Source organism: Pseudomonas sp. BF-R-26 (assembly GCF_019947395.1).
Taxonomy (GTDB): Bacteria; Pseudomonadota; Gammaproteobacteria; order Pseudomonadales; family Pseudomonadaceae; genus Aquipseudomonas; species Aquipseudomonas farris.
In genome coordinates this window covers 156,673-183,388 of sequence record NZ_JAGYGK010000013.1, presented here as the reverse complement: position 1 = coordinate 183,388, position 26,716 = coordinate 156,673, and the positions used below count along the sequence as shown (strand labels likewise).

Annotated in this window: 26 protein-coding genes; 8 read left to right on the top strand and 18 right to left on the bottom strand. The window is 60.5% G+C overall.

Going from position 1 to position 26,716, the window contains the following annotated elements:
• From hemW to KGB18_RS20595, 9 genes are all read right to left on the bottom strand, one after another.
• Positions 1-1,206 carry a radical SAM family heme chaperone HemW gene (gene hemW / locus KGB18_RS20635; protein ID WP_223570391.1) on the bottom strand — a complete coding sequence of 402 codons (1,206 nt, stop codon included), beginning with the start codon at positions 1,204-1,206 and terminating at the stop codon, positions 1-3.
• Complete coding sequence (rdgB, locus tag KGB18_RS20630; protein ID WP_223570390.1) at positions 1,203-1,799, bottom strand: RdgB/HAM1 family non-canonical purine NTP pyrophosphatase; 597 nt, start codon at positions 1,797-1,799, stop codon at positions 1,203-1,205. The genes hemW and rdgB overlap by 4 nt, the downstream gene beginning before the upstream one ends.
• Positions 1,796-2,230 carry a DUF4426 domain-containing protein gene (locus KGB18_RS20625; RefSeq protein WP_123719694.1) on the bottom strand — a complete coding sequence of 145 codons (435 nt, stop codon included), beginning with the start codon at positions 2,228-2,230 and terminating at the stop codon, positions 1,796-1,798. The genes rdgB and KGB18_RS20625 overlap by 4 nt, the downstream gene beginning before the upstream one ends.
• A gap of 26 nt (positions 2,231-2,256) precedes the next feature.
• Positions 2,257-2,877, bottom strand: a complete 621-nt coding sequence (gene metW, locus KGB18_RS20620; RefSeq protein WP_007939351.1) for a methionine biosynthesis protein MetW — start codon at positions 2,875-2,877, stop codon at positions 2,257-2,259.
• 7 nt (positions 2,878-2,884) lie between these two features.
• Positions 2,885-4,024, bottom strand: coding sequence for a homoserine O-succinyltransferase MetX (gene metX / locus KGB18_RS20615; RefSeq protein ID WP_123719693.1), 1,140 nt, complete (start codon positions 4,022-4,024; stop codon positions 2,885-2,887).
• A 274-nt stretch (positions 4,025-4,298) separates the two neighbouring features.
• Positions 4,299-4,592, bottom strand: coding sequence for a DUF167 domain-containing protein (locus KGB18_RS20610; RefSeq protein ID WP_018928703.1), 294 nt, complete (start codon positions 4,590-4,592; stop codon positions 4,299-4,301).
• The gene (locus KGB18_RS20605; protein ID WP_052964991.1) at positions 4,592-5,179 is read right to left on the bottom strand and encodes a YggT family protein; all 588 of its coding nucleotides are present in this window, start codon (positions 5,177-5,179) and stop codon (positions 4,592-4,594) included. The genes KGB18_RS20610 and KGB18_RS20605 overlap by 1 nt, the downstream gene beginning before the upstream one ends.
• A 24-nt stretch (positions 5,180-5,203) precedes the next feature.
• Complete coding sequence (proC, locus tag KGB18_RS20600; RefSeq protein WP_123719691.1) at positions 5,204-6,022, bottom strand: pyrroline-5-carboxylate reductase; 819 nt, start codon at positions 6,020-6,022, stop codon at positions 5,204-5,206.
• A 24-nt stretch (positions 6,023-6,046) separates the two neighbouring features.
• The gene (locus KGB18_RS20595; protein WP_223570389.1) at positions 6,047-6,754 is read right to left on the bottom strand and encodes a YggS family pyridoxal phosphate-dependent enzyme; all 708 of its coding nucleotides are present in this window, start codon (positions 6,752-6,754) and stop codon (positions 6,047-6,049) included.
• Positions 6,755-6,810: 56 nt separating this feature from the next.
• Between KGB18_RS20595 and KGB18_RS20590 the strand changes: the two genes are divergently transcribed.
• Positions 6,811-7,845, top strand: a complete 1,035-nt coding sequence (locus tag KGB18_RS20590; RefSeq protein WP_123719689.1) for a type IV pilus twitching motility protein PilT — start codon at positions 6,811-6,813, stop codon at positions 7,843-7,845.
• A 141-nt stretch (positions 7,846-7,986) separates the two neighbouring features.
• Here the strand turns inward: KGB18_RS20590 and KGB18_RS20585 are convergent, their stop codons facing one another.
• Entirely contained in the window at positions 7,987-8,607 is a 621-nt protein-coding gene (locus KGB18_RS20585) for a C40 family peptidase (protein WP_123719688.1), read from the bottom strand.
• 250 nt (positions 8,608-8,857) lie between these two features.
• On the opposite strand from KGB18_RS20585, the gene KGB18_RS20580 reads away from it, so the two are divergent.
• Positions 8,858-9,289, top strand: coding sequence for an NINE protein (locus tag KGB18_RS20580; RefSeq protein WP_201061739.1), 432 nt, complete (start codon positions 8,858-8,860; stop codon positions 9,287-9,289).
• 107 nt (positions 9,290-9,396) lie between these two features.
• Here KGB18_RS20580 and KGB18_RS20575 read toward each other — a convergent pair whose 3' ends face one another.
• From KGB18_RS20575 to gshB, 7 genes are all read right to left on the bottom strand, one after another.
• Positions 9,397-10,668, bottom strand: coding sequence for a dihydroorotase (locus KGB18_RS20575; protein ID WP_123719686.1), 1,272 nt, complete (start codon positions 10,666-10,668; stop codon positions 9,397-9,399).
• Positions 10,665-11,669: an aspartate carbamoyltransferase catalytic subunit gene (locus KGB18_RS20570; RefSeq protein WP_007897943.1), complete on the bottom strand. Its 1,005-nt coding sequence runs from the start codon at positions 11,667-11,669 to the stop codon at positions 10,665-10,667. Before KGB18_RS20570 ends, KGB18_RS20575 begins: the two co-directional genes overlap by 4 nt.
• A gap of 27 nt (positions 11,670-11,696) precedes the next feature.
• Entirely contained in the window at positions 11,697-12,200 is a 504-nt protein-coding gene (gene pyrR, locus KGB18_RS20565; protein ID WP_038980979.1) for a bifunctional pyr operon transcriptional regulator/uracil phosphoribosyltransferase PyrR, read from the bottom strand.
• Positions 12,201-12,299: 99 nt separating this feature from the next.
• Positions 12,300-12,737, bottom strand: a complete 438-nt coding sequence (ruvX, locus tag KGB18_RS20560; protein ID WP_007897947.1) for a Holliday junction resolvase RuvX — start codon at positions 12,735-12,737, stop codon at positions 12,300-12,302.
• The gene (locus tag KGB18_RS20555) at positions 12,737-13,309 is read right to left on the bottom strand and encodes a YqgE/AlgH family protein (RefSeq protein WP_223570388.1); all 573 of its coding nucleotides are present in this window, start codon (positions 13,307-13,309) and stop codon (positions 12,737-12,739) included. Before KGB18_RS20555 ends, ruvX begins: the two co-directional genes overlap by 1 nt.
• 189 nt (positions 13,310-13,498) lie before the next feature.
• Complete coding sequence (locus KGB18_RS20550) at positions 13,499-14,398, bottom strand: energy transducer TonB (RefSeq protein WP_123719684.1); 900 nt, start codon at positions 14,396-14,398, stop codon at positions 13,499-13,501.
• Positions 14,399-14,475: 77 nt separating this feature from the next.
• The gene (gene gshB / locus KGB18_RS20545) at positions 14,476-15,429 is read right to left on the bottom strand and encodes a glutathione synthase (RefSeq protein WP_223570387.1); all 954 of its coding nucleotides are present in this window, start codon (positions 15,427-15,429) and stop codon (positions 14,476-14,478) included.
• A gap of 233 nt (positions 15,430-15,662) precedes the next feature.
• Between gshB and pilG the strand changes: the two genes are divergently transcribed.
• From pilG to KGB18_RS20515, 6 genes are all read left to right on the top strand, one after another.
• Entirely contained in the window at positions 15,663-16,067 is a 405-nt protein-coding gene (gene pilG, locus KGB18_RS20540; protein WP_038980984.1) for a twitching motility response regulator PilG, read from the top strand.
• Between the two features lie 57 nt (positions 16,068-16,124).
• Positions 16,125-16,490: a twitching motility response regulator PilH gene (gene pilH / locus KGB18_RS20535; RefSeq protein ID WP_007897961.1), complete on the top strand. Its 366-nt coding sequence runs from the start codon at positions 16,125-16,127 to the stop codon at positions 16,488-16,490.
• A gap of 10 nt (positions 16,491-16,500) precedes the next feature.
• Positions 16,501-17,055 (top strand): chemotaxis protein CheW, encoded by a 555-nt coding sequence (locus KGB18_RS20530; RefSeq protein WP_123719683.1) that lies wholly within the window; start codon positions 16,501-16,503, stop codon positions 17,053-17,055.
• A 138-nt stretch (positions 17,056-17,193) separates the two neighbouring features.
• Positions 17,194-19,251 (top strand): methyl-accepting chemotaxis protein, encoded by a 2,058-nt coding sequence (locus tag KGB18_RS20525; protein WP_201061746.1) that lies wholly within the window; start codon positions 17,194-17,196, stop codon positions 19,249-19,251.
• A 36-nt stretch (positions 19,252-19,287) separates the two neighbouring features.
• Positions 19,288-25,191 (top strand): Hpt domain-containing protein, encoded by a 5,904-nt coding sequence (locus KGB18_RS20520; RefSeq protein ID WP_223570386.1) that lies wholly within the window; start codon positions 19,288-19,290, stop codon positions 25,189-25,191.
• A complete protein-coding gene (locus tag KGB18_RS20515; RefSeq protein WP_123719680.1) occupies positions 25,184-25,642 on the top strand; it encodes a chemotaxis protein CheW in 459 nt (152 codons plus the stop codon). The genes KGB18_RS20520 and KGB18_RS20515 overlap by 8 nt, the downstream gene beginning before the upstream one ends.
• A 150-nt stretch (positions 25,643-25,792) precedes the next feature.
• Here the strand turns inward: KGB18_RS20515 and KGB18_RS20510 are convergent, their stop codons facing one another.
• The gene (locus KGB18_RS20510) at positions 25,793-26,170 is read right to left on the bottom strand and encodes a DUF6124 family protein (RefSeq protein WP_223570385.1); all 378 of its coding nucleotides are present in this window, start codon (positions 26,168-26,170) and stop codon (positions 25,793-25,795) included.
• Positions 26,171-26,716 lie beyond the last annotated feature (546 nt).

Sequence of the window (26,716 nt, the reverse complement as noted above, 5' to 3'; positions counted from 1 at the left end):
TTATGTCAGAAAATTCTGCAGCAAGTCATTGAGAAAGAGTTGTCCGCGCAGCGTGGCCGCCAGACGTGACGGTTCGACCTGCAACAAGCCACTTTGTTCGGCCTCGCGACGGCCTTCGGCGAGGCTTTCCAGAGGCAGCCCGGTGCGCTCTGGATACAACCGCGATTCGACGCCCTCGGTCAGGCGCAAGGCGTTCATCAGGAACTCGAACGGCAGCTCTGCGTTGGTCAGGGCTTTCTCGCCGGCCTGAAAGCTCTTGGCCGGGTTGAGGTAATCCTTCGGCAGGCGGGTCTTCCAGGTGCGCACGATGCGCCCGTCCGGATGGCTGAGCTTGCCGTGGGCGCCGGCGCCGATGCCGATGAAGTCGCCGAAACTCCAGTAATTGAGGTTATGCCGTGCCGGACGACCGGGCAGGGCATAGGCCGAGACTTCGTATTGCGCGTAACCGTGTTCGGCCAACAGTGCCTGACCGGCCTCCTGAATATCCCACAGGGTGTCATCTTCCGGCAGCGTCGGCGGCTGGTTCCAGAACACCGTGTTCGGTTCCAGCGTCAGCTGATACCAAGACAGGTGGGTCGGCTTCAGGGCTATGGCCTGGCGCAGGTCGTTCAGGGCATCGTCCAGGGACTGATCGGGCAAACCATGCATCAGGTCCAGGTTGAAGTTATCGAAGCCGGCCTGACGGGCCATGCCGGCGGCACGCACGGCTTCATCGCCGTTGTGAATCCGCCCCAGGGCCTTGAGTTTCTCTTCCTGAAAGCTCTGGATGCCGATCGACAGGCGATTGATGCCCAGCGCTCGGTAAGCGACGAACTTCTCCTGCTCGAACGTTCCGGGGTTGGCTTCCAGGGTGATTTCAATGTCGCTGGCAAACGGAATACGTTGCTCGACACCCTTGAGCAAACGGCCCAAAGCCTCGGCGCTGAACAGGCTCGGCGTACCACCACCGAAGAAGATCGAACTCAGCTCGCGGCCATAAACCGCATGCAGGTCTTGATCGAGATCGGCCAGCAAGGCGTCGACATATTCTTCTTCCGGCAGCACGGGGCTGGCAGTGTGGGAGTTGAAGTCGCAATAAGGGCATTTGCGTACACACCACGGGATGTGGATGTACAACGCCAGTGGCGGCAACACGGGCAGGGCCGCTCGAGGCGATTGTGCGGCGCCGCCGAAGATCAGCGGCGACGCGGACGAGTCATGGGTCATTTCAGGCCCAGACGCTGGCGCAGCAGATCCATTGCACGGGCGCGGTGGCTGATGAGGTTCTTGTCACTCGGGCTCAGCTCGGCGCTGGAGCATTCGCGCTCCGGGACCCAGAACAGCGGATCGTAGCCAAAACCGTGCTCGCCGCTGGCCTGGGTCAGGATGCACCCATGCCACAGGCCTTCGCAGAGGATCGGCAACGGATCGTCGGCATGACGCACCAATGCCAGCACACAGACGAACTGCGCACCGCGCTCGGCTTCGGGCACGTCTTTCAAGACGTCGAGCAGTTTGGCGTTGTTCGCCGCATCGCCTTTACCGTCGGCGTAACGGGCCGAATAGATACCCGGCGCACCGCCGAGGAAGTCCACCGCCAGTCCCGAATCGTCGGCCAAGGCCGGCAGACCGGAAATGCGCGAGGCATTGCGGGCCTTGAGAATGGCGTTCTCGACGAACGACAGGCCGGTTTCTTCAGGCTCGACGCTGCTGAACTCGCCGATCGAGCGCAAGTGCACCGATTCGCCGAGCATGGCCTGGAGTTCCTTGAGTTTGCCGGCGTTATGGCTGGCCAGTACGAGTTGCGTGAAATTCATCATTGGCCAGGGAAAAGCTCTTGTTGAAAACTGATGGTGTTGGTTTTGTCGCCGGTCTGCACCTTGATGTCGAAGGTGCGGATTTCCTGCTGATCCACCGGAAACTGGGCGATGTAGTATACCGCGCCTGTTTCAGTGATCTGTTTGAACTTCAGCGGGATGCTTTGGCTGGTCAGGTCTTTGACCGTGCCGCTGACCTGAGCCGTCTGTGGTTTACCTTCCTTCAGTATCGAGACGTTGATCACGCCCTGATTCTTGCTGCGGGTCAGCTCGGCCGCTTTGGCGATCTCCGGCGTCAGGAAGGTGGAGTTGAAGGTGTTGTAGTGCACCGTCACATCGCCAAAGGTTTCCTTGCGCTCGCCCTTGATGACATCGGCGGCCATGGTGGTAATGCTCAGGCAGGCAGTAAGTAAAAACAGCGCTAGACGACCCATGATCGTTCTCCTCGAAGTGTCGTGATTCAGACCGCGACCTTGTGGTCCGGCAGACCGGGGCTGCTGACGCGATAGATGCCGATCTCACCTAACAGATTAGGCCATAGCTTACTGGCCCACCCATGCCGATGCTGTTGATCCACGGCAAGCCGATCAATGACCTTGGCTTCACGTTCGCGACACAGCGCTTCAAAGTCTTCGAAAGTGCAGAAGTGGATGTTCGGCGTGTTGTACCAGGTATATGGCAGAAACTCCGAAACCGGCATCCGGCCCTTGCTCGCCAGGTACCAGCGGCAGCGCCAGTGACCGAAGTTGGGGAAGGTGATGATGCACTGGCGACCGACCCGCAGCATTTCGTCGAGGATCTTGTCCGGGTAGTGCACAGCTTGCAGGGCCTGGGTCATGACCACGATGTCGAAGCTGTTGCTGGCGAAGTTGCCCAGGCCCTTGTCCAGGTCTTGCTCGATGACGTTGATGCCCTTGGCCACGCACTCGGCAATGTTGTCCGGGTCGTTCTCCAGGCCATAGCCGGTGACCTGTTTGTGGTCACGCAACCAGGTCAGCAACTCGCCGTCACCGCAACCGAGGTCGAGCACGCGGCTGCCGGCGGGGATCCATTCCTGGATGATTTCCAGATCGGCTCTCATGTCTTCCTCAAAGCGCTATACGGTTCATGTAATTGCTGAAGGCCTGCAAATAACGCGGGATCGGAATCAGGAAGGCATCGTGGCCTTGCGGAGCGTCGATCTCCAGGTAGCAGACGTCTTTCCTGGCCGCCATCAGCGCGTCCACCAGTTCCCGCGAGCGGGCAGGGGAGAAGCGCCAGTCGGTGGTGAAGGACATCACGCAGAACCTGGCCTGGGCATTGGCGAAGGTTTTCGCCAGGTCATTGTCGAAGTTCGCCGCCGGATCGAAGTAGTCCAGCGCCTTGGTCATCAGCAGGTAGGTATTGGCGTCGAAACGTCCGGAAAACTCCTCGCCCTGATACCGCAGGTAGCTTTCGACCTGGAACTCGACGCTGTGGAAGTCGTAGTTGAGCTTTTCGCTCTTCAGGCCGCGACCGAATTTCTCGCCCATGGAGTCGTCGGACAGGTACGTGATGTGCCCGACCATCCGCGCCAGCATCAGCCCGCGCTTGGGGATCACACCCGCTTCCTGGAACGAGCCGCCGTGGAACTCCGGGTCGGTGAGGATCGCCTGGCGTGCGACTTCGTTGAACGCGATGTTCTGCGCCGACAGTTTCGGTGCCGAGGCGATTGCGAGGCAGTGCCGCACGCGGTCCGGGTAAGTGATGGTCCACTGCAAGGCCTGCATGCCGCCGAGGCTGCCGCCGATTACGGCCGCCCATTGGCGGATGCCGAGCAAGTCGGCGAGACGTGCCTGGCTGTGGACCCAGTCTTCCACGGTCAGTACCGGGAAGTCGGCACCGAATGGCTTGCCGGTTTCCGGATTGATGCTGCTGGGGCCGGTGGAGCCGTTGCACCCGCCGAGATTATTCAGGCTGACCACGAAGAACTTGTTGGTGTCGATCGGCTTGCCGGGGCCGATGCAGCTGTCCCACCAACCGGGTTTGCGGTCGTCGGGGCTGTGGAAGCCGGCAGCGTGATGGTGACCGGACAAGGCGTGGCAGATCAGCACGGCATTGCTCGCCGTAGCGTTCAGCGTGCCGTAGGTTTCGTAGATCAGGTCATAAGCGGGCAGCGAACGTCCGCAGGCCAAGGCCAGGGATTCACTGAAGTGCGCCACTTGCGGCGTCACCAGACCAACAGAATCGGGGGGGAAGGCAGCTGGCATCGACCCTGCTCTCATTGAAATGAGGCGTAAGTCTAAAGACCGCTGTGGCTAGCGGCAAGCAAAGGCCGGGCCTGATTTTTTCCCGATGTACCTGTGGCGAGGGAGCTTGCTCCCGTTGGGGCGCGAAGCGGCCCCGTAGGAGCTGTCGAGTGCAACGAGGCTGCGATCTTTCCCCTACCAATCGAGTTCAAAGCGAAAGATCAAAAGATCGCAGCCTTCGGCAGCTCCTACAGGGCGCAGCCCAGCGGGAGCAAGCTCCCTCGCCACATTGAGGTCAGGCCGGGCGCACCAGATCTGGCAAATCGGGCAGCTTCTTCGGCGAACAGATCCGCACCCGCTTTTGCCGGTTCAGCTCTCCGCTGATCAAGCTCACCTGACTCTTGGAAACCCCGAACGCCTTGGCCAGAAACGCCATCAGATACGCATTGGCCTTGCCTTCAACCGGTGGCGCCGTCAGGCGAATCTTCAATCGATCACCATGCAGCCCGCAGAAATCATCGCTGCGGGCCGCAGGTTGCAGGTGACATTCCAGAATCAGGTCATCACCGTCCCAGCGAAAGTAGCTCATCAGATCAGGCCGAGCAGCCCCTGTGGCATGAGGGCATAGTACGCAAGGCGCGGGATCAGCCAGCTTTGCACCAACTGGATTGCGATAAACGCGAAGATCGGCGAAATATCGAGACCGCCCAGGTTCGGAATGATCCGACGGAACGGCGCAAGTACTGGTTCAGTAATCTGCGCGACCAGCTCTGCGCCCGGATTGTGACTCCCCGGGGCGACCCAGGACAGAATCACACTGATGATCATTGCGTAGAACAGAATACTCAAGAATAGCGAGAAGATTGCGATCAGTGCCCAAGGCACCAAGAACAGCCAGTCAACCATAAAGCCTTTGAGCAGCAGGATGACCGCTATCAGCACCATCTGCACGATCAGCGCCAGTACCAGTGACGACATGTCCAGCCCGAACATGCTCGGGATTACCCGGCGCAGAGGCTTGAGCAACGGTTGAGTGGCTTTCACGATGAACTGGCAGAGCGGGTTGTAAAAATTCGCCCGAACCAATTGCAGGATAAAGCGCAGCAGTACGATCAGCAGGTACAGGCTGCCCAAGGTTTTAATTACGAAGATGGCAGCGTCATTGAGTCCGAGCATCATTGATTCCTTTGTAAGAGCTGATTAGCGGCCGAGTTGCTCAGCCATCTCGGCCGAGCGGTGCGCAGCGGCGCCGAGTGCTTTTTCTACCAGGGCTTCGAAGCCGCCAGCCTGGAATGACTTGATCGCCGCTTCGGTGGTGCCCGCAGGCGATGTCACGCGACGACGCAGTTCAGCCGCGTCGACATCGCTGGCGACCGCCATGTGTGCAGCACCCAAAGCGGTTTGCACGGTCAGTTGGGCGGCGATGTCCGCTGGCAGACCGAGCTTCACGCCCGCAGCGGTCATGGCTTCGATCAGCAGGAAGAAATACGCCGGGCCCGAGCCGGAAACGGCGGTGACCGCGTCCAGTTGCTGTTCTTCGTTCAGCCACAGGGCAATGCCTACCGCCGACAGCAGCTCTTCAGCTTGCTGGCGTTGTTCGGCGCTCACTTCGCTGGTGGCGAACAAACCGCTCACGCCCTGACGCAGCAGCGCCGGGGTGTTAGGCATGCAGCGCACGATAGGCTGGGCGCCAAGCCAGTTGTTCATGCTGGCGCAGGTGATGCCGGCCGCAATCGAAACCACCAATTGATTCGGCTTGAGGCTTGGGCGAATGGCTTCGCAAACAGCTTTCATCGCCTGCGGTTTGACCGCCAGCACGATCACGTCCACGCCCTGAATGGCGTCGGCGTTGTCGGCAAACACTTCGATGCCGTGTTCGGCGCTCACGCGGGCACGGGTTTCTTCACCCGGATCGCTGGCGCGGATCTGCGCGGCGTCCAGACCTTTGGCGCGCAGGCCGCCGATCAGGCTGGCGGCCATGTTGCCGGCTCCGATAAAGGCAATACGAGTCTTGCTCATGTCAGGTCCTTATAGAGAGGTGAGTCAGCCACGGTGAGGCTGGCTATGCACTTGTTGAGAGCCGCGGACGCCAAACAGGGCCGTACCGATACGAACCCAAGTGGCGCCCTGGGCAATGGCCGACTCGAGGTCGTGGCTCATGCCCATGGAAAGTGTGTCGAGTGGCAGATTCAGGCTGGCTTGCAGGCTCTGCACGGCAGCAAAGGCTGCATCCTGGGCGGCGCGATCTTCAGTCGGCTCCGGAATCGCCATCAGCCCGCGCAATTTCAGATGCGGTAGAGCGCTGATGGCATCGGCCAGGGCGGGCAGGTCGGCCGGGGTGCAGCCGGACTTGCTGGCTTCACCACTGACGTTGACCTGGATGCAGATGTTCAATGGAGGCAAATCGGCAGGGCGTTGTTCGGACAGGCGTTGTGCGATTTTCAAGCGATCCACGGAATGCACCCAGTCGAAATGCTCGGCGATAGCGCGAGTCTTGTTCGATTGAATGGGGCCGATGAAGTGCCAGATCAAGGGCAGGTCGGCCAATTCGAGCTGTTTGCTCAAGGCTTCCTGCAGGTAGTTCTCGCCAAAATCGCGCAGGCCGGCGGCATACGCTTCCCGCAGGGCTTCGGCGGGCTTGGTCTTGCTCACGGCCAGTAGCTGGATGTTGTGCTCGTCGCGCCCGACGGCGAACGCGGCAGCACGGATGCGTGAACTAACCTGAGCAATGTTGTCTGCTATCGTGGACATCAAGAGGCGCCAGCGGTCTGAAGGTTCGCGGCATTCTACTGGAATTGAGGAGCGCTATGGATATCACTGAGCTGCTGGCTTTCAGCGCCAAACAAGGCGCGTCTGACCTGCACCTGTCCGCCGGTCTGCCACCGATGATCCGTGTCGACGGCGATGTGCGACGCATCAACCTGCCGGCCCTGGACCACAAGGAGGTGCATGAGCTGATCTACGACATCATGAACGACCTCCAGCGGGTGGACTTCGAGAAGCATCTTGAAACCGACTTTTCCTTCGAAGTGCCCGGCGTGGCGCGTTTTCGGGTCAATGCCTTCAACCAGAATCGTGGTGCTGGCGCGGTATTTCGGACCATTCCGTCCAAGGTCCTGAGCATGGACGACTTGGGCATGGGGGAGGTGTTTCGCAAGATTACCGAGGCGCCCCGGGGCCTGGTGCTGGTGACCGGCCCGACCGGTTCGGGCAAGTCCACTACGCTGGCGGCGATGATCGATTACCTGAACAACCATCGCCATCACCACATCCTCACCATCGAAGACCCCATCGAGTTCGTCCACGAATCGCGCAAATGCCTGATCAATCAGCGCGAAGTCCATCGCGATACCCGCAGCTTCGCCACGGCGCTGCGCTCGGCTCTGCGCGAAGACCCGGACGTGATTCTGGTGGGGGAAATGCGTGATCTGGAGACTATTCGGCTGGCGTTGACTGCCGCCGAGACCGGTCACTTGGTGTTCGGCACGCTGCACACCACATCGGCGGCGAAAACCATCGACCGAGTGGTGGACGTGTTTCCGGGCGACGAGAAATCGATGGTGCGTTCAATGCTATCCGAGTCGTTGCTGGCGGTGGTGTCGCAGACATTGATCAAGAAAGTCGGTGGCGGGCGAATTGCCGCCCACGAAATCATGCTTGGCACTTCGGCGATCCGTAACCTGATCCGCGAAGACAAGGTGGCGCAGATGTATTCGTCGATTCAGACCGGAGGGTCGCTGGGGATGCAGACACTGGATATGTGCCTGAAGGAGCTGGTGACCAAGGGCGTGATCAGCCGCGAGCATGCGCGGGAGAAGGCGCGGTCGCCGGATAACTTCTGAGGTTGGAATGCGAACCTGTGGCGAGGGAGCTTGCTCCCGCTGGGCTGCGAAGCGGCCCCAAAAAACTGCGAGCGCTACGCACTCGAACGGGAGCAAGCTCCCTCGCCACAAATGCCCGCCTTCAGAAGGTGGGGGGGCAAATCAACGCTGAACAACCTGCAATGCGTTCTGTTCTTTCGGCAGAACCCGCTTGGCAACCACGTAGTGGCTTTCCCAGTACGGTTTCTTCAAGGTGTCGATGCTCACCGACTTGCCACGGCGTGGTGCGTGGATGAAGCGGTCGTTGCCCAGGTAGATGGCAACATGATTGACCCGGCGGCTCTTGAGTTTGAAGAAAATCAGGTCGCCAGGCTTCAGATCGTTGCGATCGACCTTCTCGCCATGACCGCTGGCCATGGCGTTAGAGGTACGTGGCAGGTCGAACGTGGCGTCGTTGAACGCGTATTTCACCAGACCGCTGCAATCGAACCCTTTACTTGGGCTGCTGCCACCCCAACGATAAGGTGTACCGAGCACGTTTACCGCGCGGCTCAGTACGTTGCTGCTTTCCTTGGTCGCCATCGGCGGGACCAGCTTGCTGTTTACGCCGCTCAGTTGGCTGGAGCGTTTTACGGTCTGTTTGTTTTTGCTCGAAGGAGCAGAAGCATGGGATTTTGGGGTGTAACCATTAACGTTGGGAAGACGTTGCTCACGATTGGTGGCGTGGGCGGCCAAGGGCAATAATAGGCAAATGGTTAGCCATGTCTTGAAAAATGGACGCATTAGGCAAGGCTCATATGTGTGAACGCGCAACTTTATAACAGCTTTTTTTGCCCATCCGAGGCCGTTGGTCGATTCAGACTGGGGGGCGCGGAACTAAAAAGCGGCAAAATTGACGTGAGTTGTCTGACAAAAGTCAGGTATTACAAGGCTTTGACAGGAATGAAGGTAGCATTTGCCGTATGTCGGCCACCTGTAAAAAAGTCACAAAGAATTCAAGAATATTTCTCTATCGTGTGAGTCGAGGTCATCCATGAACACCTATCAACACCCTGTTTCAGAGCAAGACACACACAGCAAAGTAATTGGTTACCTGTTGTGGATTTTCGGTTTTACCGGGGCTCACCGCTTCTATTACGGCAAGCCGGTGACCGGGACGATCTGGTTTTTCACCTTCGGTTTGCTGGGTATCGGCTGGCTGATCGACGTGTTTCTGATTCCGGCCATGGACCGTGAAGCGGACCTGCGCTTTACCGCCGGCCCCATCGAATACAACGTTGCGTGGATTCTGCTGACGTTTCTCGGGGTATTCGGTGTGCACCGGATGTATCAGGGGAAGTGGATCAGCGGGCTGCTGTATCTGGTGACGGGCGGGGTGTTCTTTCTGGGGGTGTTGTATGACTTCTGGACGTTGAATGACCAAGTGTCGATTCGCAACGCACAGAATAGAGGTGCCTTCCAGTAAGTCATCGCGGGCAAGCCCGCTCCCACAGTGGATGTGTTGTCCGCAAATCTTGCGGCCAACCGATAACCCTGTGGGAGCGGGCTTGCCCGCGATTGGAGCACCGCGTTTTACGCCTGGTGACTGATCCGCCCATCCACCAGGGTGTAACGCACCACACCCGGCAAGCTATGGCCAATGAACGGGCAGTTTTCGCCCTTGGACAGCCAGGTCTCACCGGCAACGGTCGAGGCCGCAGGGTCGAAGAGTACGATATCTGCTGGCCCACCCACAGCCAGCTTGCCCGCCGGCAGACGCAACGCTTCGGCAGGGCCAGCGCTGAGTCGTGCGAGCAGCGTTGGCAAGTCCAGCAAACCGTCTTCCACCAAGGTCATCGCCAGCGGCAGCAGCAGTTCAACACTGCTGATACCCGGCTCGGTGGCACCGAACGGCGCCAGTTTGGCATCGCGTTCATGGGGCTGATGATGGCTGGAAATGGCTGACACCACCCCCGACTTCAGCGCTGCCCGCAGGCCATCGCGGTCCGCACGGGTGCGCAGCGGCGGCTGGACGTGATAGAGGCTGCTGAAGTCGATCAGCGCTTCGTCGGTGAGGATCAACTGGTACAACGCCACGTCTGCCGTGACCTTCAGGCCACGGGCCTGGGCCTGGGCGATCAGCGCTACACCGCGGGCGCTGGTGAGCTGGCTGAAGTGCGCACGCACGCCGCTTTGCTCGACCAGCAGCAGGTCCCGGGCCAGGGCCACGGTTTCGGCGGTTTCCGGAATGCCCGGCAAACCGAGGAAACTCGCTGTCGGGCCTTCATGGGCCAAGCCACCTTCGGCCAGGTCATGGTCCTGCGAGTTGAAAATCACCGTCAGGTCGAACGTCGCCGCGTATTCCAGCGCCCGGCACAGGGTGCGGGTGTTGCGGAAACTCTCCAGGCCATTGCCGAAGGCCACGCAGCCGGCATCGCGCAGCGCAACGAGCTCTGCAAGCTGCTCGCCGTCCAGGCCTTTGCTCAGGGCGCCGATCGGGAAGACTTTGGTGTTGCCGGCTTCGCGAGCGCGGTCGAGGATCAGTTCGGCCACAGCCGAAGTGTCCAGCACCGGTTTGGTTTTTGGTGGGCAGCACAGGCTGGTCACGCCACCGGCAGCAGCTGCGCGGGTTTCGCTGGCGATCGAGCCTTTGCGGCTGTAGCCCGGCTCGCGCAGGGCGACGTTCAGGTCAACCAGGCCCGGGGCCGCCACCAGGCCTTTGGCGTCGATGGTGTCTACTGCGACGAAACCCGCTGGAGCGGCGCCGAGGGCGACGATCTTGCAGGCTTCAACGTGGATATCAGTCACTTGATCCAGGCCGCTGGCCGGATCGATAACGCGTGCGCCGAGAATGCTGAGCTTCACTGGGCGTTCTCCTGCTCGAATTGGCGCTGGGCAGTTTGCCCGCTCATGGCCATGGACAGCACGGCCATACGAATCGCGATGCCGTAGGTCACCTGGTTGAGGATCACCGAGTGCGGACCGTCGGCCACCGCCGACTCAATCTCCACCCCGCGGTTGATCGGCCCCGGGTGCATGACGATGCAATCCGGTTTGGCCCCGGCCAGGCGCGCGGTGGTCAGGCCGAACAGGCGGTAGAACTCGCCTTCGCTCGGCAGCAGGCCGCCGGTCATGCGTTCACGCTGCAGGCGCAGCATGATCACCACGTCGACGTCTTTCAGGCCTTCGGTCATGTCGGTGTAGACCTTCACGCCGTACTGCTCGATGCCGATCGGCAGCAGGGTTTTCGGCGCGATCACGCGGATGTCCGGGCAGCCGAGGGTTTTCAGGGCCAGCATGTTCGAGCGCGCTACCCGTGAGTGCAGAATGTCGCCGACGATGGCCACCGAAAGGTTTTCGAAGCCACCCTTGTGCCGACGAATCGTGAGCATGTCGAGCATGCCCTGGGTCGGGTGGGCGTGACGGCCGTCGCCGCCGTTGATGATCGCCACTTGTGGGCAGACATGCTCGGCGATGAAGTGCGCCGCGCCGGAATCACCGTGACGCACGACGAACATGTCGGCGGCCATGGCTTCCAGGTTGCGCAGGGTGTCGAGCAGGGTTTCGCCCTTGCTTGCCGACGACGTGGACACGTTCAGGGTGATCACGTCGGCCGACAGCCGCTGGGCCGCCAGTTCGAAGGTGGTGCGGGTGCGGGTGGAGTTCTCGAAGAACACGTTGCACACGGTCTTGCCGCGCAGCAACGGGACTTTTTTCACCGCCCGGGCGCCGACTTCGAGGAACGAGTCGGCGGTGTCGAGGATTTCCGTCAACAGCTCGCGGCGCAAACCGTCGAGCGAGAGGAAGTGGCGCAGCTGGCCCTGATCATTGAGCTGCAGCGGGCGCTTGGTTTCTAGAGGCGTCATCGCGAGGGGGACTCTCAATAGGGCGAATTAAAGGGCGAGGTCTTGAAGTTCGAGCTTGAGTTCCGGGCCGGACAGTTTCACTCGTTCGTGGGCCGCCAGCGACAGGGTCGCGCCAACCACATTCGGGCGGATCGGCAATTCACCGGCGTCCAGATCCAGCAGGCATACCAGCGTCACACTGGCCGGGCGGCCATAGTCGAAGAGTTCGTTCATCGCGGCGCGGATGGTCCGACCGCTCATCAGCACGTCATCGATCAGCACCAGGTGCTGGCCTTCGATCTCGAACGGCAGCGCCGATGGGCGTACTTGTGGGTGCAGGCCGTTCTGGCTGAAATCGTCGCGGTAGAACGAAACGTCCAGGGTGCCCAGGGGCGAATCGCTGCCCAGTTCATCGAGCAATGCCTGAGCGACCCAGACGCCACCGGTCCGAATGCCGATGTAGCGCGGTTCGCTGATACCCCGTTTGGCCAGATAGGTGTCAAGACGGGTCGCCATCTGGCTGATCAGTTCGGCGGGATTGGGCAGGCTCATGGTTTGCTCCTTCTTTGTCCCGAGCCGAATGCTGCTTGAGTGGTGGCTCGGGTTGTAGCTAAGGGAGACGCCGCAGCGGCTCTTCAGAATTAGGTGCGGTCAGGATTCGAACAGCGCGGTGTTTTCGTCGAGCCAGCCTTGCAACAGCAGCGCGGCGGCGATGGCATCGACCGGGTTGTCGCGGTAACTGCCTTTCTGGCCGCCCCGGACCAGGCGTTCGCCCTTGGCCTCGAAGGTGGTCAGGCGCTCGTCATGCGTATAGAAGGGCAGGTTGTAGCGGCCGTTCAGGCGTCGGGCGAATTTCTCGGCCCGCAGGCACATGTCGCTCGGTGTGCCATCCATGTTTAGCGGCAGGCCGACCACCACAGCGTCGGGTTTCCACTCTTTAATCAGGGCTTCGACCTGATTCCAGTCAGGAATGCCGTTTTGCGCCTTCAAGGTGCACAGCTCGCGGGCCTGGCCGGTAATCACCTGGCCGACCGCAACGCCGATCTGTTTGGTGCCGTAGTCGAAACCCAAAATCAACCGCAGGGCCATCAGGCGTGCCCCGCCTGGCTGGTGAGCAGGCTGAGATTGACGCCCAAGTGTTTGGCCGCCGCTTCAAGACGTAATTCGCTGCTGGTGTTGAACAGGATGTCGGCATCGAACGGGCAGGTCAGCCAGGCGTTGTCGGCCAGTTCGGCTTCCAATTGCCCGGCTTCCCAACCGGCGTAGCCGAGGGTGATCAGGCTTTTCGCGGGGCCGACGCCGTCGGCGATGGCGAACAGTACGTCCTGGGAGGTCGACAGGGACAACTCGCCTTCCAGATCAACGGTCGCCTGAAAAGATTTACCCGATGGGTGCAGGACAAAACCGCGATCGGTTTGCACCGGGCCGCCGATAAAGATCGGCACATGCTGACAGAGCACCGGCGGTTCGATATCGGGGCGCAATTGCTCGAGGATATCGGCCAGGTTCAGGTCCTGCGGGCGGTTGACCACCAGCCCCATGGCACCATTGGCCGTGTGCTCGACGATGTAGGTCAAGGTGTGCGCAAAGTTCGGGTCGGCCATGTGAGGCATGGCGATCAGGAAGTGATGCTTGAGGTAGCTGGGGCTGACGTTCTTCATGAGCGCTAGTGTGGCGTTGGAGGGGCGAACTGACAAGCCGGGGATGCACAGGAAATGCCCCGAATACCCGCAAACAACCTGTTCCCTGTGGGAGCGGGCTTGCCCGCGATGACGGCGGTACATTCAAAATTAATGTCTCAGACAGACCGCTATCGCGGGCAAGCCCGCTCCCACAGGGTTGTGTGTCGTTCAATTGCTTGAAAGTCTATCCCCACGTGCAAACTTCCAGGTGCGGATGATTTCCAGGCGGTCGATGTCTGACAGATCCCCGGTAAACGGTGCAAACGGCGCCGCGAGCCTTACGATGCGCTGCGCCGCCTGGTCCAGCAGCGGCTGGCCGGACGATTCCAGCACCAGCACTTCATACAGCGAGCCGTCGCGGTTGATCGAGACCATCAGTCGCAAATTGCCGTAAATCTGTTTGCGCCGGGCTTCGTCGGGGTAGTTGAGGTTGCCGATGCGCTCGACCTTCTTGCGCCATTCATCTTTGTACCAGGCACCCTTGTCGCGCATGGTCGATGCGGCGCTCAAGCGGTGAATGCGCGGGCGCTTGGCGTACAGCTGTTGTTCGCTGGCCAGTTCCGCTTCCAGGCTGGCGATGTCGCTGGACAGCTGCGCGCTGTCGAACGTCGGTGCCGCCACTTGGGGTTTGGTCAGGGGCTTGGGTTCTTCAGTCTTGGTTGCGGCTTTTTTCGGCTTCGGCGCGACGGTGGTCACAGACGCCTTGGGCGCGGCTTCCTGCACTTGAGGCTGGGCCGCCGGCGGTGGGGTGACTTTCTGTACCTTGTTGTCCTGGAATGGCGCGACCTCGGTGGTCTTGGGAACCGCCTTTTTCTCCAGGGTACCGCTGCCTTCCTGATTTTCCTGGGCGAGAAAATCAGCTTTATCAGGCTTCTTTTCGCTTTTGAAAGTGGCGAGGGTAATTTCCAGGGTTTTACTGATTTGCTTGGGTTCGACCATGGAGAACCCGACGCCCAACAGCAAGGCCAGGTGAATCAGCGCCGCCAGAAACAGGGTGAAACCGAGGCGATCAGCCGGACGCACGCCACGGTGGGCGAGTTCAGGGGGCAGATCGGACGGGAGTGTCATAACAAGAAAACCAACATCGCGTTTTTTACAAGCCGGGGATGATAACGCAATGTTGGTTGCTTCTTGGCTGTTCTCGATCAACGAGTCTTGAGCTTCTGATCGATGGCATCCATCAAAAGGCCACCAATGTCGGTGCCGAATGCGTTATCGATCTCGCGAATGCAGGTCGGGCTGGTGACGTTAATTTCGGTCAGATGCTCACCGATTACGTCGAGACCGACGAACAGCAGGCCCTTCTCACGCAGGGTCGGGCCGACTTGCGCGGCGATCCAGCGATCTTTCTCGGTCAACGGTCGGGCTTCGCCATGGCCACCGGCGGCGAGGTTGCCACGGGTTTCGCCGAGCGCGGGAATCCGTGCCAGGCAGTAATCCACCGGCTCGCCGTCGATCATCAGGATGCGCTTGTCGCCATCAACGATTGCCGGCAGGTAACCCTGGATCATGATCTGCTGACGGCCATGCAAGGTCAGGGTTTCGAGGATCACCGACAGGTTCGGGTGGCCAGCGGTGTGACGGAAGATCGACGAGCCGCCCATGCCGTCCAGCGGCTTGAGGATCACGTCACCGTGATGGTCGGCAAATTCACGCAACACGTCCGGGCGACGGCTGACGATGGTCGGCGGCGTGCACTGCGGGAACAGCGTGGCGAACAGCTTTTCGTTGCAGTCACGCAGGCTTTGCGGCTTGTTGACCACCAGTACGCCGGCATTTTCCGCTTGTTCCAGCAAATACGTGGAATAGACGAATTCCATGTCGAACGGCGGATCCTTGCGCATCAGGATCACGTCCAGATCGCTCAGCAGCGCATCGCTTTCGGCGCCCAGCTCAAACCATTTTTCCGGGTTGGCGAACACCTTCAGCGGACGCATCCGCCCGCGGGCCTCGCCTTCGGCCTGATACAAATCGCGCTGTTCCATATAGAACAGTTCCCAGCCACGCTTTTGCGCGGCCAGCAGCATGGCCAGCGAGCTATCCTTTTTATAGGAGATGCTGGCGATAGGATCCATGACAATCCCGACGCGAACGCTCATGGGGTTTTCCTCGAAATTGGGGTGGAAAGTGTTGTGAAAAAGTGGCGTCAGAGTGGCGCTGAGTGTGTTCCCGGTCAAGGAAAAACCACCGCCAGGGTCGCCCGATAGATTGGATGGGGAGACTGTGCTAAAAAGGCTGCCATGCCGTGTTGGCCCTTAAGTATCAAGGGTTTCGAGCCAACGATAAGCGGCAAACGGACAAATTGATTCACAAAGGCGACGGTAGAGCCCCTATGGAACAGCATTCCAGCGCCTTGAAGGTCATGGTGATCGATGATTCGAAAACGATTCGTCGCACCGCCGAAACGCTGTTGAAAAATGTGGGCTGTGAAGTCATCACTGCAATCGATGGTTTCGATGCCCTGGCCAAGATTGCCGACAATCACCCCGGCATCATCTTTGTCGACATCATGATGCCGCGTCTGGATGGTTATCAGACCTGCGCTTTAATCAAGAACAACAGTGCGTTCAAGTCCACGCCAGTGATTATGCTGTCGTCCAAGGACGGGTTGTTCGACAAGGCCAAGGGTCGGATCGTCGGTTCCGACCAGTTTTTGACCAAGCCTTTCAGCAAGGAAGAACTGCTGAACGCGATTCAGGCCCATGTACCGGGCTTCGCCGCCGTTTCGCCGCAGTAGGACACGCACAGTGACGCTCGGCCATGGGGCCCGGTGTCGACAAGAATGGGGAAGACCATGGCACGTATTCTGATCGTCGATGACTCGCCGACCGAAATGTACAAATTGACCGGCATGCTCGAAAAGCACGGTCATGAGGTGTTGAAAGCCGAAAACGGCGCCGACGGCGTGGCCCTGGCCCGTCAGGAAAAACCCGACGCGGTGCTGATGGACATCGTCATGCCCGGCCTCAATGGTTTCCAGGCGACCCGTCAGCTCACCAAAGACCCGGAAACCGGGCACATTCCGGTGATTATCATCACCACCAAGGATCAGGAAACCGACAAAGTCTGGGGCACGCGCCAAGGCGCCAAGGACTACCTGACCAAACCGGTCGACGAAGACACCCTGATCAAAACCCTGAACAACGTGCTGGCCGGTTGATCGTCCGGTCATGACCGAGTCGCTGACGGCTTTCGAACTGCTGCTGCAGATTGACCAGCGCTGTCGTCTGCTGGCGGCAGACCTGCCGTCCCAGCCGACCCGACAAGACAGTTGGAGCGGCATCGGCTTTCGCTTGGGCGAGCATTGGTACGTCGCGCCCATGGGCGAAGTCAGCGAAGTCCTGCACGAACCGCGCGTTACACAATTGCCGGGGGTCAAACCCTGGGTCAAGGGCGTGGCTAACCTGCGCGGGCGCCTGCTGCCGATCATGGATTTGCATGGCTTTTTTTACGGTTATGAGCCCGGCCATGAACTGCCTGCCTTGCGCAAGCAACGGCGGATATTGGTGGTGGAGCACAAAGACGTGTTTGCAGGGTTGATGGTCGATGAGGTCTTCGGCTTGCAGCACTTTGCCCAGGACAGTCTGGAGCCGGTGCCGGCCGATGACTTGCAAGGGCCAATGTCGGCGTTCGTCAAAGGCCGGTTTCAGCGTGAGCAGAAGTGGCAGGTGTTCAGCCCGTTTGCGTTGGCGCAGTCGCAAGGATTCATGAACGTCGCCGCATAACCTGTGGGAGCGGGCTTGCCCGCGATAGCGGTGTGTCAGGTTCAATAGATGGCGGCTGACACGCCCTCATCGCGGGCAAGCCCGCTCCCACAGGGTTCTCGGCAAGGTTCACAGATGCTGGTTAACAGGCGAGGACCGATGATAAAAGCTAAAACAGGCAAGCCAGAAGGGTCGCGCAGTCGGTCGCAGATCATCGTGCTGTTCATCGCGCTGATTGTCTTCATCATGCTGCTGTTCGCCAACTTCGCGTACCTCAACACCCAGGCGAATTACGACAAACAGTACATCGGCCACGCCGGTGAGCTGCGTGTGCTGTCCCAACGCATCGCCAAGAACGCCACCGAAGCCGCCGCCGGCAAGGCCGCGGCGTTCAAGTTGCTCAGCGATGCACGCAACGACTTCGCCCAGCGTTGGGGCTATCTGAAGAAAGGCGATCCTGCCACCGGCCTGCCGCCGGCACCGTCCACCGTGCGCCCGGAAATGCGCGCCGTGCAGCTGGATTGGGAGCGTCTGCTGAAAAATACCGACGCTATCCTCTCCAGCGAACAGACCGTTTTGTCCTTGCATCAAGTCGCCGCGACCCTGGCCGAAACCGTGCCGCAGTTGCAGGTCGAGTATGAAAAGGTCGTCGAAACGCTCCTGCAACGTGGCGCCCCCGCCACTCAGGTGGCGATGGCCCAGCGTCAGTCGCTGCTGGCTGAGCGGATTCTTGGTGCGGTGAACACCGTACTGTCCGGCGATGAAAATTCGCAGCAGGCGGCCGACGCTTTCGGTCGCGACGCGGCGCGTTTCGGCCTGGTGCTCAACGGCATGCTTCAAGGCAATGCGGCACTGAAAATCAGCCAGGTCGAAGACCGTGATGCGCGCGCCCGGTTGACCGAGATTTCCGAACTGTTCGAATTCGTATCGGGTTCGGTGGACGAAATCCTCGAAACCTCGCCGGAGCTGCTCAAGGTCCGCGAATCGGCCACTAACATCTTTACCCTGTCGCAAACCCTGCTCGATGAAGCCTCGCACCTGGCCAGCCGTTTCGAAAACCTCGCCGGCGGGCGCAACACCGATACCATCGGCGGTTACGTGCTGGGCTTGCTCGCACTGGCATCGATCATCCTCATCGGCCTGGTGATGGTGCGCGAAACCAATCGTCAGCTGCGTGAAACCGCCGAGAAGAACGAGCGCAACCAGAACGCGATCATGCGTTTGCTGAACGAAATCGAAGACCTCGCCGACGGCGACCTGACCGTGACCGCCTCGGTGACTGAAGACTTCACCGGGACCATCGCTGACTCGATCAACTATTCCGTCGACCAACTGCGCGATCTGGTGGCGACCATCAACCTCACCGCCGGCCAGGTCGCCGCCGCCGTACAGGAAACCCAGGCCACTGCCATGCACCTGGCCCAGGCCTCGGAGCATCAGGCCCAGCAGATTTCCGAAGCCTCCACGGCCATCAATGACATGGCTCAGTCCATCGATCAGGTCTCGGCCAACGCCGCCGAATCCTCTGCGGTAGCCGAGCGCTCGGTGGAAATCGCCAATAAGGGCAACGAAGTGGTGCACAACACCATTCATGGCATGGACAATATTCGCGAGCAGATTCAAGACACGGCCAAGCGCATCAAACGGCTGGGCGAGTCTTCTCAGGAAATCGGCGACATTGTCAGCTTGATCGATGACATTGCCGACCAGACCAACATCCTCGCCCTCAACGCGGCGATTCAGGCGTCCATGGCCGGTGATGCCGGGCGCGGTTTTGCGGTGGTGGCCGACGAAGTGCAGCGTCTGGCCGAGCGTTCGTCCGCGGCGACCCGGCAGATCGAAACACTGGTGCGGGCGATTCAGACCGACACCAACGAAGCGGTGATTTCCATGGAACAGACCACCACCGAAGTGGTGCGCGGCGCGCGTCTGGCGCAGGATGCCGGGGTGGCCCTGGAAGAAATCGAAGGCGTGTCGAAGACCCTTGCGGCATTGATCCAGAGTATTTCCAACGCCGCGCAGCAACAGACTTCGTCGGCCGGCCAGATTTCCCTGACGATGAACGTGATCCAGCAGATCACCACGCAAACCTCGTCCGGCTCCACCGCCACCGCCGAGAGCATTGGCAACCTGGCGAAAATGGCCAGCCAGCTGCGACGTTCGGTGTCCGGTTTCACCTTGCCGGACGCTAAAGCGCAGGCTGCGGACAAAGCTTGAACCGCCTCAGGGCGTATGCATTTGATTGGAGTAGTTATGGGTGATCGGCACGACTATGTGGCCCTCGAGTGGGTCAAAGGCGAGATTGCCGAAACGCTGAAACAGGCTCATCAGGCGATCGAAACCCTGATCGACGACCCGCAGGCGACGCACACGCTGGGTGAGTGTCTGGCCTGTGTCCATCAGGTTCACGGTAGTTTGCAGATGGTCGAGTTTTACGGCGCGGCCCTGCTCGCCGAAGAGATCGAGCAGTTGACCTGCGCCTTACAGCAGAACCGCGTCAGCCATCGCGACGAGGCGATCCATCTGTTGCTGCAAGCCCTGGGGCAATTGCCGACTTACCTCGACCGGGTGCAAGGCGCCCGTCGTGATTTGCCGCTGGTGGTGTTGCCGCTGATCAACGACCTGCGCAGCGCCCGTGGCGAAAGCCTGTTATCGGAAACCAGCCTGTTCAGCCCGCAACTGCTGGAGCTGCCGCCCCTGAGCCAAGAAGCTCTGGCGCTGCTGGAACCGTCCGACTTGCCAAATGTGCTGCGCAAGTTACGGCAGATGTTGCAGATGGCCCTGGTCGGTTTGTTGCGCGGGCAGGATGACGAAACCCACTTCGGTTATCTGGCCAGAGTGTTTGCGCGCCTCGAAGTGCTGTGCGACAACGCGCCGCTGAGCCCGTTATGGCACGTCGCTTCGGCACTGGTCGAAGGCATGCGCAATGGCTCGATCGCCAACAGCCCGGCGTTGCGCAGCCTGTTCAAGGACGCCGACAAAGAGCTCAAGCGTTTGCTCGAACAGGGTATGCCCGGAATCAATCAACCGGCACCGCCGGAGCTGCTCAAGAGTTTGTTGTTCTATATTGCCAAGGCCGAACACCCCACCGGGCAGATGCTGACCATGAAAGATCGCTACTCACTTGACGATGCGCTACCCGACGGCGCGATGGTCGATGAAGAACGGGCACGGCTGGCCGGCCCTGACCGCGACGCCATGCGTTCGGTATTGTCGGCGCTGTGCGAAGAGCTGGTGCGGGTCAAGGAGCGCCTGGACCTGTTCGTGCGCAGCGACCGCCAGCACACCTCGGACCTCGAAAGCCTGCTGGCGCCCCTGCGGCAAATCGCCGACACCTTGGCGGTGCTCGGTTTCGGCCAGCCGCGCAAGGTCATCATCGACCAACTGGCGGTGGTGCTGAGCCTCGCTCAGGGCCAGCGTGAACCCAACGACGCGACCCTCATGGACGTCGCCGGGGCCTTGCTTTACGTCGAAGCGACCCTGGCCGGCATGGTCGGCACCGTGGAGCCGGAAAGCCAGGAAGACAGCCGTCTGCCGACCACCGATCTGACGCAGATCCATCAGATCGTGATCAAGGAAGCGCGCATTTGCCTGCAACAGGCCAAGGACATGATCGTCGACTACATCGACGCCGACTGGGACCGCCAGCATTTGCAACCCTTGCCGGCGTTGCTGACCCAGGTGCGCGGTGCGTTGGCGATGATTCCGCTGGCCCGCGCGGCGAGCCTGGTCGAGACCTGCAACGGCTTCATCCGCGAGCATCTGCTGGTGGATCCGGACCAGCCCGGCTGGCAGCAACTGGACAGCCTGGCCGACGTCATCACCAGCATCGAGTATTACCTGGAGCGCCTCAGCGACGACCCCGAAGCACCGGGAGAACACCTGCTCGACGTCGCGGAAAAAGGCTTGGCCTCACTCGGCTTCTTCCCCAGCGAACAGCAAGTGCCGATGCTTAAGGATGTACTCAGCCCCAATGAAGCCCTGGTGATGCAGGACATGCAGGAACTGGACGACCCCGAAACAGTTCAGTCTCTGGCCGATGTGTTGGCCAGCCCGGTGTCGTCCGTCAACCCGCCAGCCCTGACCACGCCGGGCAGCCTGTTGCCGCCGCCCGCCGGTGAAGAACCGGTGGATGATGAGCTGCGGGAAGTCTTCCTCGAGGAGACTGACGAAGTGCTGGAAATTCTCGAGGAGTATCTGCCGCGCTGGTCGGCCAATCCCGACAGCACATCGGTCTTGAGTGAATTACGTCGCGCCTTCCACACCCTCAAAGGCAGTGGCCGGATGGTCCGTGCGCTGGTGCTGGGTGAGTTGGCCTGGGCGGTGGAAAACCTGCTCAATCGCGTGCTTGAACACAGCGTTGCACCAGGGCCTGCGGTGCAACAACTGGTGGGTGATGCACTGAAGCTGATGCCGGATCTGGTGGCCGAATTCGCCGCCAACGCCCAGCGCCAACGCAACGATGTCGATCAATTGGCCGCCCGCGCCCATGCCCTCGCCAAGGGTGATAAACCAGTGTCCGATGACGATGTGCAGGATGTCGCGGCGCTCGATCCACTGTTGCTGGAGATCTTCCGCAACGAAGCCGAAACCCATTTGAGCAGCCTCAACCGTTTCCTCGACCAAGCCTCCGAACACGTACCGCTTCAGGCCAGCGACGAGTTGCAGCGGGCGTTGCACACCCTGAAGGGCAGCGCCTCGATGGCCGGCGTGCTGCCGATTGCCGAGCTGGCGGCGTCGCTGGATGAACTGGCCCGGGAGTACAAGGCGCACCGAATTGCCCTTGATCTGGACGAAGTCGAATTGCTGCTGGAAGCCGAAGGGCTGTTCCGCCTTGGGCTGCGACAACTCAAGAGCGACCCGCTGGCTGAAATCCCCGACGCTCGCTCGCTGATCGAGCGAACCAAGGCATTGCTGGCCGAGCGTCTGCAAAGCCTGTTGAGCACGCCCAATACGAAGCAGCGCATCAAGCGCGATCCGCAACTGATCAACAACTTCCTCGCCCAAGGCATGGACATCCTGCTGGACGCTGAAAGCCTGTTGCAGCGCTGGCAGCAACATCCCGGCGAGCGGCAGGAACTCAGCGCGCTGCTGGACGAACTGACCACCCTCGGCGAAGGCGCACACCTGGCCGATCTGCATCCGGTGGATGAGCTCTGCGAAGCATTGCTCGACCTTTATGGCGCGGTGGAAGAAAGCAGCCTGGCGGTCAGCGACAGGTTTTTCCACGAGGCGCAAAGTGCCCATGAAGCGCTGATCAACATGCTCGACGAACTGGCCGCCGGCCAGGAAGTCACTGCGCAACCGGAGCGCGTTCGGGCCTTGCGCGGTTTGCTCGATGAGAGTCTCGATCCATCCTCCATGGGCCTGATCCGCAGTGACGGCAGCCGCACCCTGAGCATTCGGGAGCTGGGCAGCGCCACGGCCGAGCTGGAGCAAGCCGCAACGCAGGTGGAGCTGGACGACGAAATCGTTTCGATCTTCCTTGAAGAAGCGGTGGATATTCTCGAAAGCGCCGGCCAGGCCTTGCAACGCTGGCTGAGTGACCCGGACAACGCCGCGCCGCTGTTGTCCTTGCAGCGCGATTTGCACACCCTCAAGGGCGGTGCGCGGATGGCCGAGGTCGAGCCGGTCGGCGATCTGGCCCATGAATTGGAAAGCCTTTACGAAGGCCTGGTGGACCGCCGTTACAGCCACAGCGAAGCGCTGGCGCAGTTGCTGCAACAGAGCCATGACCGACTGGCCATGTTCCTTGATCAGTTACAGCACAATCGTCCGTTGGGTGATCCGGGTGAGTTGATCGCGGCCATTCGTGAGTTTCGCCAGGGCAATGCCGGCAGCGCCGAGGTGATCGAGCCAGTGGTCAGCAATGACTCGACGGGTCATGATCCCGAGCTTCTGGAGATCTTCCTCGAGGAAGGTTTCGACATCATTGAAAACTCCGGCGCGGCACTGTTGCGCTGGCAGGCCGAACCGTCGAATCGCCAGGAAGTGGAAACACTGTTGCGCGATCTGCACACCCTCAAAGGGGGCGCGCGGATGGTGGAGATTGTGCCGATTGGCGACCTGGCCCATGAACTGGAATTCCTCTACGAAGGCTTGTCGGCGGGCGTGCTGCAACCCACCGCCGAGCTGTTCTCGCTGTTGCAACGCAGCCATGACCGACTGGCGCAGATGCTCGACGCCACCCGCGCCGGTCAGCCATTGCCGCCGGCCGATCGGCTGATCGATGCGATCAAGAATTTCAGCCATCCGGCAGTGCCCGAAACATCGGCACCCGTAACGCTGCCCGTAGCGCCCAAAGCCGAGCCACCCGCGTTGCAACCGGAAGGCACCGACACGGTCAAGGTTTCGGCGGAGTTGCTCGACGACCTGGTCAACCTGGCCGGGGAAACTTCAATCTTCCGTGGCCGCATCGAACAACAGGTCAACGATGCACGGGTGGCCCTGAGCGAGATGGAAACCACCATCGAACGCATGCGCGACCAGTTGCGCCGCCTCGATACCGAAACTCAGGGGCGAATTCTCAGCCGTCAGCAAGTCGAGGCTGAACGCCTGGGCTATGAAGAGTTCGACCCGCTGGAGATGGACCGTCACTCGCAGCTGCAACAGTTGTCGCGGGCACTGTTCGAGTCTGCCTCCGACCTGCTTGACCTCAAGGAAACCCTCGAGCGGCGTAATCAGGACGCGGAGAACCTGCTGCAACAGCAGGGCCGCATCAACACCGAATTGCAGGAAGGCCTGATGCGTACGCGCATGGTGCCGTTCGAGCGAATGCTGCCGCGTTTGAAACGCATCGTTCGGCAGGTCGCCAGCGAACTGGGCAAGGACGTGGATTTCATCGTCGGCAACGCCGAAGGCGAGATGGACCGCAACGTCCTCGAACGCATGGCTGCGCCGCTGGAGCACATGCTGCGCAACGCCGTCGACCATGGGCTGGAATCGGCCGAGGTGCGAATCGCGGCGGGTAAACAGGCCCAAGGCAAGATCACCCTGGATTTGTCCCGAGAGGGCGGCGACATCATTTTCGACATCCGCGACGACGGTGCCGGCGTGCCTTTGGACGCCGTGCGGCGCAAGGCGATCAAGCGCGGTTTACTCCACCCGGACAGCAACATCAGCGACCGCGACGTGCTGCAATTCATCCTGCAACCGGGGTTCTCCACTGCCGAGAAAATCACTCAGATCTCCGGGCGTGGCGTCGGCATGGACGTGGTTCATGAAGAAGTCCGGCAGCTCGGCGGCGGCATGACCATCGACTCTGTGCCGGGGCAGGGCGTGCATTTCCGGATTCGTCTGCCGTTCACCGTGTCGGTCAACCGCGCGTTGATGGTGCTGTGCGGGGATGATCAATACGCGATCCCGCTGAACACCATCGACGGCATCGTTCGGGTGTTGCCCAACGAACTCGAAGGGCATTACCGGCTCGATCCGCCGACCTACGAATACGCCGGGCAACGTTACGAGTTGTGCTATCTCGGCGAGCTGCTGAAAACCAGCACTCGCCCGAAACTGCTGGGCCAGAGCCTGCCGTTGCCGGTGTTGTTGGTGCAATGCAACGAGCGACACGTCGCGGTGCAGGTGGATGCTATGGCCGGCACCCGGGAAATCGTGGTCAAAAGCCTTGGCCCGCAGTTCGCCGCGGTGCAGGGTTTGTCCGGCGCGACGATTCTCGGCGATGGCCGGGTGGTGCTGATTCTCGACTTGCTGGCGCCGATCCGTGCGATGCAAGCGCAGGTGCCGAAACGACCGGTGACGCAGGACGTAGAGCCCGAGTCGCAACGGCCGTTGCTGGTGCTGGTGGTCGACGATTCGGTCACCGTGCGCAAGGTCACCAGCCGTCTGCTGGAACGCCACGGCATGAACGTGCTGACCGCCAAGGACGGTGTCGACGCCATGTTGCTGCTCGAAGAACACATGCCCGACCTGATGCTGCTGGACATCGAAATGCCGCGCATGGACGGCTTCGAAGTGGCGACCCAGGTGCGCGCCGAGGAGCGCTTGCGCCATCTGCCGATCATCATGATCACCTCCCGTACCGGCCAGAAACACCGCGACCGCGCCATGGCCATCGGCGTTAACGACTACCTCGGCAAGCCATACCAGGAATCGGTGCTGCTCGACAGCATCGCCCGGTGGAGCAAAACCCATGCATGAACACCGCTCCAGCAACCTCACTGGTCTGCTGCTGCCCTTGGCGGATCGCAACCTGATCCTGCCCAACGTCGCTGTCGCTGAACTCATCGACTATCAGCCGGGGGCTTTCGATCTCGATACACCGCCGTGGTATCTGGGGCGGGTGACATGGCGGGAACGGCAGATTCCGTTGCTTAGTTTCGAGTCGGCGTGTGGCAACAAAGTGGTGATTGGTGAGCGAGCACGGATCGTCATCCTCAACGCCCTCGGCGGGCGGCCTGAGCTGAAGTTCATTGCGCTGCTGGTGCAGGGGATTCCGCGGTCTTACAAACTCGACAGTCAGCTGAGCTATGTCGATGTGCCGTTGTGTTCACTGGAACAGGCGGCGGTGCAGGTGGGGGAGCAAGTGGCGAAGGTGCCTGACTTGCTCGCGCTGGAGGAGTTGTTGGTTACGGCTGGTTTAGCCAACTGATCCGGATATTGTGGTGATTTCACCGGCCTCATCGCGGGCAAGCCCGCTCCCACAGGTATTGTGGATGACTCAGGATTTGAGCAAGGCACGGACACTGTGGGAGCGGGCTTGCCCGCGAAGGCGGCCTTCAACTTACCAAAGACCTGGCTGCTAAACCCCGGCCTGAGCCTTCATCTGCAACGACTCATGATGATCCAGCACTCGCTCTACCAACAACTGCACGCCATCTGCCAAACGGCTGAGTGCCAAGGCGACAGAGCGGCGTGAGCCTTCCACATCGTCCGCCAGGTCGGCAGCAATGGCGCTGATGGACAGCAGGTCTTCGGAGGCATTGGCCAGAAGGGCTTCGGTGTCGATGTCGGGGCAGACGGTGAAGAGCTGGGACTTACGGCGTTTGGCGGGTTTTTCGTGGGGTGACGGGAAGTAATGGGAAAAGGCGCGGTCGGCGGCTTCCTTCATTTTTTCTGCATCGAGGGATGCTTGGGAATCGGTGTCGGTTTCCGGGGGATTGGGAGTAGCTTTGAACATAGTGATTCTCCGCTTATGGTTTGGAGCTGGCCCTTTCGGTTTCCGAACGAAGGGGTGGCAGCTGTACGCAGGCTGGAAACCCGGGAAACGGCAACCCGGTTGACCCGAAGGTCTCCCGCGCACAGCCGCCATAACGGAGTGCACACTTTAAAGGTGCGCAAGCATACGTCATGAGTGGCGCTTTCACGCCGTTTGCTCGTCGGGGTTTCCAATCCCGGTCGCTGAATTGGCAGCGACACACAAACGATAAAGATCAACGCCAAACCGCACCAGTCAGCGGGTTCCGGCATTGCTGTAGGCAGCGACGCCAGACTGCGTAGCCTCTCACCGTTCCTGCGGACAAACTTTTAAACACAAAACCCCAAGCGGTCGGACCTCCCTGTGGTGAGGGGGCTTGCCACAAAGGTTTCTGCATTAGGTTGAAGATTCCCAAAAAGGGACCGATTGGTCCTATTTTGGGACTTATCGGTTGTTTGCTTTCTGCCATGAGCGACGAAATCTTCGTCATCGAAAGCTGCGGGGGTTGTTCTGGCCTCATCGCGGGCA